This window comes from Prevotella sp. TCVGH (assembly GCF_023522295.1).
Taxonomy (GTDB): Bacteria; Bacteroidota; Bacteroidia; order Bacteroidales; family Bacteroidaceae; genus Prevotella; species Prevotella timonensis.
The window spans coordinates 1-14511 of the sequence record NZ_QFFX01000026.1 but is presented as its reverse complement, the minus strand read 5'-3'; the positions used below and the strand labels follow the sequence as shown (position 1 = coordinate 14511).

Annotated in this window: 9 protein-coding genes and 2 pseudogenes; 7 read left to right on the top strand and 4 right to left on the bottom strand. The window is 42.1% G+C overall.

Going from position 1 to position 14511, the window contains the following annotated elements; genetic code table 11:
* Window positions 1-66: 66 nt before the first annotated feature.
* Window positions 67-1233, top strand: coding sequence for an aldose epimerase family protein (locus tag DEM91_RS06535; RefSeq protein ID WP_249858365.1), 1167 nt, complete (start codon window positions 67-69; stop codon window positions 1231-1233).
* Between the two features lie 699 nt (window positions 1234-1932).
* Here the strand turns inward: DEM91_RS06535 and DEM91_RS06530 are convergent.
* The 3 genes and pseudogenes from DEM91_RS06530 to DEM91_RS06520 form a co-directional block, all read right to left on the bottom strand.
* Window positions 1933-2076, bottom strand: a pseudogene (locus DEM91_RS06530) (RHS repeat-associated core domain-containing protein); the annotation flags it as partial.
* Window positions 2077-2787: 711 nt separating this feature from the next.
* Window positions 2788-3069, bottom strand: a complete 282-nt coding sequence (locus DEM91_RS06525; RefSeq protein ID WP_249858363.1) for an ankyrin repeat domain-containing protein — start codon at window positions 3067-3069, stop codon at window positions 2788-2790.
* A complete protein-coding gene (locus DEM91_RS06520; RefSeq protein ID WP_249858362.1) occupies window positions 3044-3262 on the bottom strand; it encodes a hypothetical protein in 219 nt (72 codons plus the stop codon). Before DEM91_RS06520 ends, DEM91_RS06525 begins: the two co-directional genes overlap by 26 nt.
* A gap of 347 nt (window positions 3263-3609) precedes the next feature.
* Here DEM91_RS06520 and lpxD point away from each other — a divergent pair, with 347 nt between their 5' ends.
* The 6 genes from lpxD (at window position 3610) to DEM91_RS06490 (ending at window position 12069) form a co-directional block, all read left to right on the top strand.
* A complete protein-coding gene (lpxD, locus tag DEM91_RS06515) occupies window positions 3610-4671 on the top strand; it encodes a UDP-3-O-(3-hydroxymyristoyl)glucosamine N-acyltransferase (protein ID WP_195252247.1) in 1062 nt (353 codons plus the stop codon).
* Window position 4672: 1 nt separating this feature from the next.
* Window positions 4673-6064: a bifunctional UDP-3-O-[3-hydroxymyristoyl] N-acetylglucosamine deacetylase/3-hydroxyacyl-ACP dehydratase gene (locus DEM91_RS06510; RefSeq protein ID WP_195252248.1), complete on the top strand. Its 1392-nt coding sequence runs from the start codon at window positions 4673-4675 to the stop codon at window positions 6062-6064.
* A gap of 61 nt (window positions 6065-6125) precedes the next feature.
* Window positions 6126-6896, top strand: coding sequence for an acyl-ACP--UDP-N-acetylglucosamine O-acyltransferase (gene lpxA, locus DEM91_RS06505; RefSeq protein ID WP_008125764.1), 771 nt, complete (start codon window positions 6126-6128; stop codon window positions 6894-6896).
* Window positions 6897-7799: a tRNA (adenosine(37)-N6)-dimethylallyltransferase MiaA gene (gene miaA, locus DEM91_RS06500; protein ID WP_195252249.1), complete on the top strand. Its 903-nt coding sequence runs from the start codon at window positions 6897-6899 to the stop codon at window positions 7797-7799.
* 41 nt (window positions 7800-7840) lie between these two features.
* A complete protein-coding gene (locus DEM91_RS06495) occupies window positions 7841-10330 on the top strand; it encodes a transglycosylase domain-containing protein (RefSeq protein WP_195252250.1) in 2490 nt (829 codons plus the stop codon).
* On the top strand, window positions 10330-12069 hold the full coding sequence (locus DEM91_RS06490; protein WP_195252251.1) for an AAA family ATPase: 1740 nt from the start codon (window positions 10330-10332) through the stop codon (window positions 12067-12069). Before DEM91_RS06495 ends, DEM91_RS06490 begins: the two co-directional genes overlap by 1 nt.
* A gap of 273 nt (window positions 12070-12342) precedes the next feature.
* On the opposite strand, the pseudogene DEM91_RS06485 reads toward DEM91_RS06490, so the two are convergent.
* Window positions 12343-13842 (bottom strand): annotated as a pseudogene (locus DEM91_RS06485) (helicase HerA-like domain-containing protein).
* Window positions 13843-14511: the final 669 nt, after the last annotated feature.

The following is a 14511-nucleotide window of genomic DNA, read 5'->3' as shown; positions in this document are numbered from 1 at the left end:
CATTTGTCGCCAACAGATATTTTTTTTGTTTATCCACAAAAATAAAATGACTCAAAACTATCAACCATGAAGCTAAAAAGTAAGATATTTTTAACCATCGCTTTTGTTGCCACATTGTTTGCAGCATGTTCAAGTGGCAATGATAAGAACCGCACCGTTTCGGGACTCAATCCTGCCAAATTCGATACCATCATTCATGAAAAACCCGTGAAACTATTTGTGATAAAAAATAGTCATGACATGGAGGTGTGTGTAACTAACTTCGGCGCACGCATTGTCTCTATTTGTGTGCCCAATAAAGCCGACATCGCTACTGATGTGGTGCTGGGTTTTGACAACATCGCACAATATGCCGACACCGTTCACAACGCCAGCGACTTTGGAGCCGTCATTGGTCGATATGCTAATCGTATCAACAAAGGACAAATCACCGTTGCAGGTAAAAAGATACAATTGCCACAAAACAGTTTCAGGCACTGTCTGCATGGAGGACCATCGGGATGGCAATACGCAATTTATGAAGGTCAACAATTAAACGATTCCACCTTACAACTGAGCCTTCACTCCCCCAATGGTGACAATAACTTCCCTGGCAATGTAGCTGCTACAGTTACTTACACTGTGAAGAATGACAACACGCTGGACATACAGTTTGAGGCAACAACCGATGCAGAGACGGTAATCAATATGACCAACAACTCGTACATCAATCTCTCGGGAGACCCGTCAAAGGCAGGCACCAACATGATTTTGTATATCAATGCAGACAACTACACTCCTTGCGACAGCACATTGATGACAACGGGAGAGATAAAGTCCGTTTATGGCACGCCTATGGATTTCCGCAAACGTCATCCACTCTTTGAAACTATTGGTGACACAACCTTTACACAAATCAAATATGCCAATGGCTATGACCACAACTATGTACTCAACACCTATACCAATGGCAAGGGTGACGACACAAAGGTGGCAGCCAGTCTGTACTCACCCGAATCGGGCATCTATATGGAGGTGTTTACCAACCAGCCTGGTTTGCAGTTTTACTCTGGAAATCTCCTCTCAGGGAGTGTAGTGGGCAAGAAAGGCATCGCCTATCCACAGCGTGCAGCCGTATGTTTAGCACCACAGAAATATCCCAATTCGACTAATAAGAAAAATTGGCCTTCACCATATCTTAAACCCGGTGAGAAATATTTCAGTCATGTGGCTTATCGATTTAGCATTCGCTAAATAAAGTCTAAGCGATAGGCATGGGTGGAACTAACTACTTGCGCTATCCAAAATATAATAGTTTTTACAAATCAGTCGAAGAGGATGTGTCAAAAAAGGCACTCCTCTTTTTTTGCGGTATCTGCAATATTAGCGAGACCTCACCGCCTACGAGAGTTCCGATGAAAATACACTTGCAGAGGAAACAGAGGAAACAGAGGACAGGTCAATGTAGATTATCATGCCTCATTTCTTAACTTCGTTTGTCTTTCAAGAAGACCTGATAAACAAAAAAATAACTGTCAATTTATTTAACAAGCATGCTTGTATAATTCGCATATTTTGAAGCAAACCGTCGGCTGGTCGCAAATACGCGAATTATGAGAAAGTTTTTTAATGATATGACTATCAATATGTTATCATAAAAAGAATGAAATAAATGTCTCTTTTTATCTCTATTTGGCTCCAAAAAGCAATAAAAAATCGTGTTGTAACAATAAGTTTGTGTCTCAAAATAGGCTCAATAGTGCGACTATTCACATGTAATAGTCGTATTAACTCAATGCTTTAATTGAAAACTTGCACTTTCTTTGTCGAAAAATGTCAAATATACCTGCTTTTTTCTACTTTTCTTTTTCTATTTCACAACTTTTCAAGAGCCGTTTTATTGTCATCTTTTTTTACAAAAACAATCTTAATAGACTTGCGCAACTACTCAGTGCGCTCTTTAATGAACACCTCGCCGAACGGCACATATTCGATGTGCTGCAATATCTCGCCATCGAGGTTGATGATGTAGCTACTGCCCAAATGTTCGAGGTGGTAGTAGAACTGCATCTTCTCATAGTCGTCGTTCGGCTTGTCCCTTGTACTTACAGAAAGAAGCTGCGTTATTGTCTTTGCGCTTAACGCCGTCATAACGTACAATTGTTAATGGTTATCAATGATTTAACGTCAATCTTTCCTGTTTATTGCTCCCGTCTTTGTTATACCCATGCCATCTTTCGCACCTTTGATTACTTCCGTTGTACTGCAATGTAGATATAAAGACTCAACTTCCAATCTGGAGCATAAAGTGCCGAAGCGTTCTCGTAAGTTCATTTTTTCTTTTATAGCAAAAGGCAGAGAATCTTTCCCTGCCTTTATGCTTAATCTTTTAAAAATTAAATTGATAATCAGATGATTATTTTAACAACTCCCATTTGTAGCAATACCGATTACTTCTTTTTAATAAAAAAAGGGAGTATTAATACAAGTAAAATAGTTATTGCATAGACTATTACTAACAGAGCATAATGAATAACATGATTTATATCTTCCATACTCATTGCGTTATATTTTAAACTAACTGCTCCATTCAATACTACACTAATACTTAAATATAGCACATATAAAGAGAATAGAATTACAAAATATTTTACTGTTTTATGCATCATCTGATTTTTATTATTTATTGATGAACAATTGTGACAATATATTAATCATATCTTCATTTCCTGTCTGCTTTGCAAAATCTAAAGGTGATTTATTATTTAAATTTTTGTTGTCTTTATTTGCTCTATAACTTATTAAAAGTTATGCTAACTTATAATCCTCATTAAATACAGCTACCCAAAGAGGAGTATTGCCATACTTATCAACATGATCTACAACAGCTCCTTTTTGCAACAGAATTTCTGCTATACTATAGTTTTCATATTCTGCACATAAATGTAGGGGCGTTAGCCCATATCTGTCTGTTGCATTTATATCTATTCCATTACAAATTAAATCCTGAGCAATTTTATTCGCATCTGATATTATTGTAATATGTAATAAATTTCGACCGTCTTCATCTTTTGCCGTAATCAATCTCATGCTTTTCTTTCTTATATTGATACACATTAGTTGCAGTTGGTTTCCCTGCGGTCGCCGATTTCCGCATAAGCTCCAATTCATCTATGAACACTTCACCAAACGGCACATACTCGATGCGCTGCGATACCTCGCCGTCCAAGTTGGTGATGTAACTACTGCTGCCCAAATGGTTAGGATGATAGTAGAACTGCATCTTCTTATAGTCGTCGTTGTACTTACCGTTGTATCACATGACAAAGATACAAATATATTCCTGATAGCCTGCGACAGCTCAACAGATTTTTTCTTATAGTCCACCATGAAGCCATTAGCCTTTATTGCACATCTGTCTTTTGACATGAAATTCAAAGGTATTATGAAGTATCTACAAGGGTATTAAAATAAGGTGGAACTAAAAACGGGGGAATAAGATAAAAGACAGCTGAACATCAACGGCTGTATGGGATTTCATCGAAAAAACTAAAATATTACAATTCTACAACTACAGTCTGCAGAAAAATAACTATATTTGCAAAATAATTAAAATTGGGATTATCTAACATGGAATTTACTGCTCAGCAAATAGCACAATATATTAATGGCAGAATAGAAGGAGATGAAAACGTTAGCGTTCATAACTTTTCTAAAATTGAAGAGGGCAAGACAGGTACTATTTCATTTCTCTCAAATCCAAAATATACACAATATCTTTACAACACCCAGTCGTCTATCGTCTTGATAGATGACAAAATTACAATAGACCATCCCGTCTCAACCACCCTGATTTGGATTCAGAATGCCTACGATGCAATAGCCAAGCTGCTGCAACTGTATGAATCTATGCGGACGCATAAGACGGGTATCGACCCTTTGGCATCCATAGCACCAACAGCCAAGATTGGTAAGAATGTCTATATTGGTGCCTTTGCCTCTATTGGCGAGGGCGTTGTCGTGGGGGATAACACACAGATTTATCCGCATGTGGTGCTATGTGACAACGTTAGCGTGGGAGACGACTGTCTCTTCTATCCTCAAGTAACGGTCTATCACGATTGCAAAATAGGCAACCATGTCATTTTGCATGCAGGGTGTGTCATCGGAGCCGACGGATTTGGGTTTGCTCCAACAAGCGATGGATATGATAAAATCCCTCAGATAGGAATTGTCACCATTGAAGATCATGTAGAGATTGGTGCCAATACCTGTGTAGACCGATCGACCATGGGCAGCACGTATATTAGAAAAGGCGTTAAATTAGACAACCTTGTACAGATTGCCCACAACACCGAGATTGGTGAGCATACAGTGATGAGTGCGCAAGTGGGTGTAGCTGGCTCTACAAAAATAGGACAATGGTGCATGTTTGGCGGACAGGTAGGTATAGCAGGTCACATTACCATTGGCAACAAAGTGTACCTCGGTGCACAGTCGGGTGTACCAGGAAGTTTGAAGGACAACCAACAACTTATGGGTACTCCTCCCATGGAACAAATACGTTTCTTTCGCTCCCATGCCGTAGCCCGCAAACTACCCGAAATGTACAAACAACTCAACGAGTTGCAAAGGGAAATAGAATTACTAAAGAAAACCACGGACAAATTGGTTTCCAACAATCAAGAATAAAATGGATACAATCAAACAGAGAACTCTTAACGGTAGCTTTTCATTGTGTGGCAAAGGCTTACACACTGGTCTTAGTTTAACAGTTACCTTTAATCCTGCTACAGAGAATACTGGATACAAGATACAACGCATAGACTTAGAAAACCAACCCATCATAGACGCAGTTGCTGAAAAAGTGGTAGACACACAACGCGGTACGGTATTGGCTAATGGAGAGGTGCGGGTATCTACGGTAGAACATGGTTTGTCTGCTTTGTATGCCATGGGTATTGACAACTGTCTCATTCAGGTAAACGGACCAGAATTTCCTATTCTTGACGGTTCGGCTGCCATGTATGTTGACAAAATCAGACAGGTAGGAATCGTAGAACAGAATGCACCCAAAGACTTTTACATCATTCGTAAGAAGATAGAGGTAAAAGACGAGGAGACGGGATCGTGCATTACTATTTTACCTGACGAGCAGTTTAGCATCACAGCCATGTGTTCGTTTGAGTCAAAGTTCATCAACAGCCAGTTTGCTACCTTAGACAACATCGAAAACTATGGAGACGAAATAGCTCCTGCCCGTACTTTTGTCTTCGTTCGCGACATTGTTCCTTTGCTGGAAGCCAATCTCATTAAAGGCGGAGACATGGACAACGCTATCATTATCTACGAGCGTGAAGTGTCGCAGGACAAGCTGGACCAGCTTGCTGACATATTGAAAGTTCCCCACATGGATGCCACCAAGATTGGCTACATTCAGCACAAACCGTTGATGTGGGAGAACGAGTGTACCCGTCACAAACTTCTGGACATCATCGGAGACATGGCACTCATTGGCAAGCCCATCAAGGGACGCATCGTTGCCACTCGTCCAGGACATACCATAAACAACAAGTTTGCCCGACTCATGCGCAAGGAGATTCGTAAACACGAGATACAAGCTCCGATTTACGACCCCAATGAAGAGCCATTGTTGGACAACATTCGCATTCGCCAACTGTTGCCTCATCGCTACCCCATGCAACTTGTCGACAAAATTATTGCCATAGGATCGTACAGTATCGTAGGTGTGAAAAACATTACAAGCAACGAACCGTTCTTCGTGGGACATTTTCCCAAAGAACCAGTAATGCCAGGTGTTCTGCAAATTGAAGCCATGGCGCAGTGTGGTGGTATTCTGGTATTAAATCAAGTGGAAGAACCAGAACGCTGGTCTACCTACTTTCTTAAAATAGATAATGTGAAATTCCGTCAAAAGGTAGTTCCCGGTGACACATTGATATTCCGTGTAGAAATGCTTCAACCCGTCAGGCATGGCATCAGTTCCATGCGAGGCTACGCCTTTGTGGGCGATACGGTAGTTTCCGAAGCCACTTTCACCGCACAGATTGTCAAAACCAAATAGTATGGAGCAAGGTCTTCAAACCCACGACTCCTCTCTATCTATAAAGATTTCCAAATAGAATATGAATCAAATCAGTCCATTAGCTTATGTTCATCCTGAAGCAAAATTAGGCGACAACAACATCATTGGTCCATTTTGCTACATCGACAAAAACACTGTTTTGGGTGATGGCAACGTATTACAGAACAGTGTTACGATTCACGTTGGTGCAAGGATTGGAAACAACAACGAACTTTTCCCTGGTGCGAGCATTAGCACGAAACCGCAAGATTTGAAATTTAAGGGCGAAGAGACCACCTGCCAAATAGGAAATCATAACAGCATCCGAGAAAACGTGACCATCTCACGAGGCACAGCTTCTAAGGGTACCACCATTGTAGGCGACAACAACCTATTGATGGAGAACATGCACATCGCCCACGATTGCATCATCGGTAATGAGATTATCATAGGAAACTCCACCAAATTGGCAGGCGAGGTGACAGTTGACGACCGTGCCATTATCAGTGCCACATTCCTGTGCCACCAGTTCTGTCACATAGGAGGATATGTGATGGTACAAGGAGGGAGCCGCTCTCCGAAAGACATCCCACCGTACATCATCGCAGGACGAGAGCCGATTCGTTATGCTGGAATTAACATTGTTGGACTTCGACGCAGAGGCTTCAGCAACGAACTGATTGACTTGATACACGAAGCCTACAGGTTGCTGTACAGTAAAGGAGTTTTGAGTGAAGGCATTGAAGAGATAAAGAAAAACATCAACATCACTCCCGAAATACAATATATTATCGATTTCGTAGAATCTTCGCAGCGAGGCATCATTCGATAAATGAATACACTGATTGTTCTTCTTGGTCCTACGGGTGTAGGCAAAACAGAACTCTCTCTGAAAATTGCCGAACACCTCAACACTCCTATCATTAACGCCGACTCGCGACAGCTGTTCGCAGAGATTCCTATTGGAACCGCTGCACCTACTTCTTCACAATTACAACGAGTAAAACATTACTTCGTTGGCTCGCTGCATTTGCAAGATTATTACAGTGCGGCTAAATACGAAGAAGAAGTGTTACAACTTCTAACCGATCTCTTTTCGACTTCTCCACACCATACGGCTTTGCTTTCTGGTGGAAGCATGATGTATATCAGTGCCGTATGTCAAGGCATTGATGACATTCCCACTGTTGACGACACCACCCGCCAATGGATGAAAGAGCGATTGGAGCGGGAGGGATTAGCTCCACTCGTGGAAGAGCTCAGCTTATTAGATCCCGAACATTATAATATAGTAGATAAAAACAATCCCAGACGAGTGGTTCATGCACTCGAAATCTGCCACATGACGGGTAAGCCCTACTCCTCTTTCAGAACTAACACCAAGAAGAAAAGACCTTTCAACATAGTGAAGGTTGGAGTAAACAGAACTCGTGAGGAGATGTACAACCGTATCAACTTTCGTGTTCTCAAAATGATGCGACAAGGATTGCTCGAGGAGGCAAAGGCGGTTTATCCGCTTAAAGGATTAAATGCCCTCAATACTGTGGGTTATAAAGAGCTGTTCGCCTATTTCGATGGACACATACCGCTCGAAGAAGCCATCCGCAGGATTCAGTCTAATTCGCGTGAATACATGCGAAAACAACTCACTTGGTTCAAAAAAGACCAAGATATTCAATGGTTCAATCCCGACAACATTGAAGAAATACTAAATTATATCGACAATCAGCTATAGATACCAACTTATTTGCTACTTTTGCAAACAAATGAATCATCATGAAATTGAACCGAATCAAAACATTCCTCAACTGGTGTTGGAATAAAATACGTGGATTTTGGCCATGGTATAAACAGCTATACATTGGACGTCCATGGTACGCAAAAACAGGAATAGCATTACTTTCTGGAGTGATAGCACTCTTTATTTATTTGGGTGCAGTAGATATCAATTTTCTTTGGTTGTTTGGCAAATCACCAGGCTTTGCCCAAATCAAGAACCCCACCACTGCCTCGGCATCTGAGATTTACAGCAGTGATGGCAAGCTCATCGGTAAGTTTTTTAACGAGAACCGAACCCCTGTTACCTTCAACGAGGTGAACCCACTCTTCTGGAAAGCCTTGATTGATACAGAAGATGAACGGTTCTATCACCACATTGGCATCGATTTTCAAGGTATCTTCGCAGCTGCAAAAGATGCAGTTGTAGGGAATGACGCACGAGGAGCCTCAACTATTACACAGCAGTTGGCAAAGAATATGTTCCGCGTTCGTACCCAATATTCTACTGGAATACTGGGAAAGATACCTGGTATCAAAATGCTGGTCATGAAAAGCAAAGAATGGATTATTGCTCTTAAGCTGGAGATGCTTTACGACAAGAACGAAATTCTCACCATGTATGCCAACACCGTTGATTTTGGGTCAAACTCATACGGCATAAAAACAGCAAGCAAGACATATTTCAACACGACACCTTCTCAGTTGACGGTTGAAGAAAGTGCTGTGTTGGTTGGAATGCTGAAAGCCACCACTCATTACAATCCCATTTCTAATCCCGAGAACAGTCTGCGTCGTAGGAACGTTGTCATGAAACTGATGGAGGCGAAAGGCGACTTGTCCAAAGCGCAATATGACAGTTTAAGTACAATTCCTATCAAGCTACATTATAGTGTCGAAACCAATTATGACGGACAAGCACTCTACTTCAGGGAAGCCATAGCCAATTATCTAAAGGATTGGTGCGAAGAGAATGGATATGATCTCTATACAAGCGGGTTAAAGATTTACACCACGTTGGACACACGAATGCAACGTTATGCTGAAGAAGCCGCCCGCAAACAGATGAAACAGATTCAGCGCAACTTCAACAATCACTGGGGAAAGAATGATCCTTGGATTGATGAGAACGGACAGGTCATCCCTGGCTTCATCGAACAGATTGCACAGCGACAGCCTGTATACAAATATTTGAGTGCCAAGTTCCCCCATCAGCCTGACTCCATCTCTTATTATTTGAACCAGCCCCATACGGTAAAACTCTTTGACTATGAACATGGCACGATAGAAAAACAAATGTCTACCATGGACTCTATTCGCTACATGGTACGCTTCATGCACTGCTCCATGGTAGCCATGGAACCGCAAACAGGAGCTGTAAGGGCTTGGGTGGGTGACATCGATTTCAATTCATGGAAGTATGACAAGGTAACAGCGATGCGACAGCCTGGTTCTACGTTCAAGCTGTTTGTCTACACCGAAGCTATGAATCAAGGACTAACACCGTGTGACAAACGGCGCGATGAATACATCTCCATGCAAGTATATGACAAGAAGAAGCAACAAGAGGTGACTTGGACACCAGGAAATGCCAACGGACGCTTCTCTGGTGACTCTATCCCACTGAAAGGAGCTTTTGCCCGAAGCATTAACTCCATTGCTGTTCGACTTGGACAAGAAATGGGTATCAAGCGCATCATTGAGACTGCTCACAAGATGGGCATCAAGAGTCCACTCGATGATGCACCAGCCTTGGCATTGGGGTCATCGGATGTAAACCTCTTGGAAATGGCAAATGCTTATTGCACCGTAGCCAACGATGGCAAACACCATGAGCCAGTCTTGGTAACAAGAATCGAGGATAGTGAAGGACACCAAGTGTACATCGCTCCCACCAAGTCCGAACAAGTCATTCCATACAAGAGTGCTTTCTTTATGCAACAACTGCTCTTGGGTGGCTTACGCGAACCCGGTGGCACGTCCATGAGTCTTGGAGGATATGTGGGTAAATACAGAGATACCGATTGGGGAGGTAAGACAGGAACTTCCAATAATCATTCTGATGCATGGTTCATGGGGGTAAGTCCCAAACTTGTCGTTGGTGCATGGGTTGGAGGCGAATATCGAAGCATACACTTCCGAACTGGAGCACTCGGACAAGGCTCGCGAACTGCCTTGCCCATCTGTGGATACTTCTTGCAAGAGGTACTCAACGACCCTGCATTCAAAGCTTATCATGCCAAATTTAGCAAGCCCAAAGATGATGACATCACACGCAGCATGTACACTTGTGACAGCTATTACGAAAAGGCGAAAGTAGACACCACGGCACAAGACACCTTAAACGACGATATGGAAGAGGTGCTCTTTGACGAATTTGGCAACCCCATTCACAAATCTGAAGAAAAGCTCAAACCTTCTGAACGATTTGCGGTGCCACAAAAGAAGAAGGAACCCACAGAAGAGGTCATCAAGCTGGATAACTTGTAATGGCACATGGCATTGATATTGAAAAGATAGACCTGAACAACCAGGAGCTGCAAAATGCACTGCAACTGGTTCAGTTCACCCACCGTTCCTTGTTCCTCACGGGAAAGGCAGGAACAGGTAAGTCTACTTTCCTGCATTACATCGCTCAAACTACTAAAAAGAAATATGTTATCCTCGCCCCTACTGGCATTGCAGCAATCAATGTCGGTGGGGTTACACTACATAGCTTCTTCAAACTTCCCTTTCATCCCCTACTTCCTAACGACCGACGCTACAGCACGCAGCTGCTTAGAAATACGCTCAAGTATAACAGCGAGAAAATCAAACTCATCCGTGAACTCGAACTTATCATCATTGATGAGATTTCTATGGTTCGTGCCGACATCATTGATTTCATTGACAAAATATTAAGGGTTTACTCGCACAATATGCGCATCCCTTTCGGTGGAAAGCAGTTATTGTTGGTGGGCGATGTCTATCAGCTGGAGCCTGTCCTCAAAGAAGAAGATTGGCAACTGCTGCAGCCTTACTATCCCTCCAAGTTCTTTTTTGATGCACACGTGTTTAGAACCTTCCAGTTGGTTTGTATCGAACTGCAAAAGGTGTATCGGCAGCGTGACGACAAATTTATCAGCATCCTTGACCATATCCGAACCTCCACCGTCACGAATACAGACCTCTCCCTATTGAACCAACAAGTGGGGCAACACCAACCAATGGATGCACATCAGCTATCCATTACCTTATCCACTCGACGTGATACGGTTGATTATATCAATAGCTTGCATTTATCTAAGTTGCCAGGCGATGCCACAATCCTCCATGGAAGTATTGACGGTGAATACCCTGAAAACAATTTGCCCACTCCCATTGAGCTTGAAGTAAAAACTGGTGCACAGATTCTATTCATCAAAAACGACCGTGAAAAGAGATGGGTCAATGGCACCTTAGGAACGATTATCGGCATTGGAGATGAAGAGGATGGAAAGATTTACGTTCGCACAGAGCAGGGCGAAGACGTTGATGTGGAACAGGAAGTATGGAACAATGTGCGATACACCTATAATCAGAAAGAGCAAAAGGTAGAGGAAGAGATTTTGGGGTCTTTCCAGCAATTCCCATTACGCCTGGCATGGGCGATTACCATTCACAAGAGTCAGGGCCTCACGTTCAACCAAGTGAAGATAGACCTCTCTGGAGGTGTTTTCGCAGGTGGACAAACCTACGTCGCTCTTTCTCGCTGTCGCTCGTTAAAGGGTATCGCACTACAAGAACCCGTCAAGAAAGAAGATATCTATGTAAACCAAGAGGTAGTGAGGTTTTCAAAAACTTACAACGACCCAAGTGCACTCAACACAGCTATGCAACAGAGCAAAGCAGACAAACAGTACCATGATGCCACCAAGGCTTTTGACCGAGGGGACATGCAAACGGCACTCGACTACTTCTATAAAGCCATTCACAGCCGATACGACATTGAAAAGCCTGAAGTAAAACGACTCATCCGTAGAAAGCTAAACATCATCAACCTTCTGCGTGAACAAAACAAACAATTGCAGAAGGAAAAGCAAGACGCAGAAGCTTTTCTCAAAGAGTTGTCTACAGAATATGTCATCATGGGAAAAGATTGTGAAAAAGAAGGCATGACCGAGGCTGCTATCCGAAATTATCAGAAAGCCCTGAAACTTTACCCCACTCATCCCCAAGCCCTGAAAAGACTCAAGAAGCTCAACGGCTAAAATGATATTGATGCACAAATAAGCCTTGTCCATGACTATGCGAAACCTCCATACAAATACAGCCACGACAACACTCTGAGCCTCCTATCCCACAGAGGTAACCTCTTCTATCAACATAACAAATAATGGATATCTACAAAAATATGTGGACGAAATAAATATGGTTATTTGTCTATTTCGTCCACACACAGCACTGAAGCACAACTGTTAGCTACGTCGAATATGGCTCCTATTTTAATTCTTGAAAATAATTGAGCTTATTGATACGGTCATCTACTTGACAAGATTACCCAAAATGCTACGGGTTATTTCACGTGTCATCGTGCGCGTTGCTGCAGAAGTGGCATTCTTTACGGCACGTTCGGTAGTTGATGTTCGGGAACGTGATTTTTTACCTGTCACTTTATTAGATACAGCAGTGCCTAAGATAGAGGCGAATGTAGCAGTAAGGGCAGTAATAACGGATTTCAAAATCTTACTGAATAGCGTGTTACCACTGTGTTCAGCACTCGTGGGAGTTGTTTTATCGGCTTCTTCTGCCACTTCTTGTTCGGCTTGCTGTTTCATCTGCATTAATTGTTCATAGGCACTCACGCGGTCAATAGGCTGATCATATTTAATCCCTAATTTCGATTGGGCGATGATTGCTTTACGCTGTTCGTCAGTGATAGCTCCGATCTGACTCAACGGGAATAACATTTTGGCACGTTCAACCACCTGAGGTGCTCCCTTTGCATCTAAGAGCGACACCAGTGCCTCGCCTGTCTCAAGATTAGTAATCGCCTCTTCTGTCTTAAAAGCAGGATTAGCGCGAAAGGTTTCAGCTGCAGCTCTTACGGCTTTTTGATCTTTGGGCGTATAGGCACGCAGTGCATGTTGTACACGATTGCCTAATTGTCCAAGAATATTGAGGGGAATATCTGTGGGACTTTGGGTAATCAAAAAAATGCCTACCCCCTTACTTCTGATAAGACGTATTACCTGCTCTATCTTATCGATGAGCGCTTTAGATGTTCCGTCAAAAAGCATGTGCGCTTCATCAAAAAAGAACACTAACTTAGGTAATGGCTGATCGCCCACTTCTGGCAATGCAGTGTAGAGCTCTGAAATAAGCCAAAGCAGAAAAGTAGAATAGAGTTTTGGTTGCAACATCAATTTGTCTGCTGCTAAAACATTCATAATTCCCTTGCCCCCTTCGGTCTGTAACAAGTCGTTAATATCAAAAGATGGCTCACCAAAAAACTTACCGGCACCCTGACTTTCCAATTGAAGCAGTGAACGCTGAATGGCTCCAATGGAAGCTGAAGAGATATTCCCATATTTCGTGGTGTACTCTTTTGCATGCTGTCCAACATAGTCGAGCATGGAGCGCAAATCTTTCATATCAATTATTAACAATCCCCTTTCGTCCGCGACACGAAACACAATATTCAGAATACCGGCTTGCGTATCGTTGAGTTCAAGAAGTCGTGTCAACAATTCTGGTCCCATCTCTGAAATAGTAGCGCGCATAGGATGCCCTTGTTCACCATAAACATCAAAAAAGCGTACAGGACAAGATTGAAACGTGGGATTGTGTATGCCAAATTCTGCCATACGTTACTCGATAAAGCCTGTGAGATGACCTGCCTGACTAATACCAGACAAATCACCTTTCATATCAGCCATAAAGCAGGGCACACCAGCCTGACAGAAAGATTCCGCCATTACCTGCAAACTAACTGTTTTGCCAGTACCTGTTGCGCCAGCCACCAAGCCATGTCGATTGACCATTGCCCCGTTCAACACAATCGGGCCATTCTGTCCATGTGCGATGTATAATCCTTGTTCTTGTGTGTACATGATATGTTATGAATAAATATTTTTGGTAAAGATACTGTATTTATTTGATAATTAGAAGGAAACAAGCAAAAAAATGAATGATATTTTTACAACGAAAGACACCAACCATACAACGCATGTAAACTTGCAGGTACGCTACATGGAATGAAATTAAATGCTGAATTTTCTTTACAAAGTCCCTCTCAAAACTCGCGTGTAAACAACCAATACCAAAGTTGGTCGCAAATACGCTAAAAATGAGCGATGTTCATAATTCGTTGATATTAAACATTTTATAAACAAATTATCTCTTTTCATTCCCATTTCTACCGTTGTTTGGCGGTTAAAGCATTGTTTTAAGTTTGTTATTTGCATGCTTCAATGCTGCTATTGCATGTGAATAATGCCCTTGATACATGTTTCCAAGGACATCAACTCAATGTTCCAGCGTAACCAGGTGTCAGATTTGGTAAAATCAGCGTAATTTTGTCTATTGTTTGCCTATTGAAATTTTCTACTTTGAAGATTTTCGATGGCCGTTTTCTGGCTTATATGACAAAAATGTGCATAATTTAGAGTCGTTTTCTTTTATGTGACAAAAATGTGCATGGAATCTTCTGC

Excerpts from the sequence above, each read along its gene's own strand:
- DEM91_RS06535 (WP_249858365.1), top strand. The coding sequence starts at position 67 with ATGAAGCTAAAAAGTAAGATATTTTTAACCATCGCTTTTGTTGCCACA.
- DEM91_RS06525 (WP_249858363.1), bottom strand. The coding sequence starts at position 3,069 with ATGAGATTGATTACGGCAAAAGATGAAGACGGTCGAAATTTATTACAT.
- DEM91_RS06520 (WP_249858362.1), bottom strand. The coding sequence starts at position 3,262 with ATGCAGTTCTACTATCATCCTAACCATTTGGGCAGCAGTAGTTACATC.
- lpxD (WP_195252247.1), top strand. The coding sequence starts at position 3,610 with ATGGAATTTACTGCTCAGCAAATAGCACAATATATTAATGGCAGAATA.
- DEM91_RS06510 (WP_195252248.1), top strand. The coding sequence starts at position 4,673 with ATGGATACAATCAAACAGAGAACTCTTAACGGTAGCTTTTCATTGTGT.
- lpxA (WP_008125764.1), top strand. The coding sequence starts at position 6,126 with ATGAATCAAATCAGTCCATTAGCTTATGTTCATCCTGAAGCAAAATTA.
- miaA (WP_195252249.1), top strand. The coding sequence starts at position 6,897 with ATGAATACACTGATTGTTCTTCTTGGTCCTACGGGTGTAGGCAAAACA.
- DEM91_RS06495 (WP_195252250.1), top strand. The coding sequence starts at position 7,841 with ATGAAATTGAACCGAATCAAAACATTCCTCAACTGGTGTTGGAATAAA.
- DEM91_RS06490 (WP_195252251.1), top strand. The coding sequence starts at position 10,330 with ATGGCACATGGCATTGATATTGAAAAGATAGACCTGAACAACCAGGAG.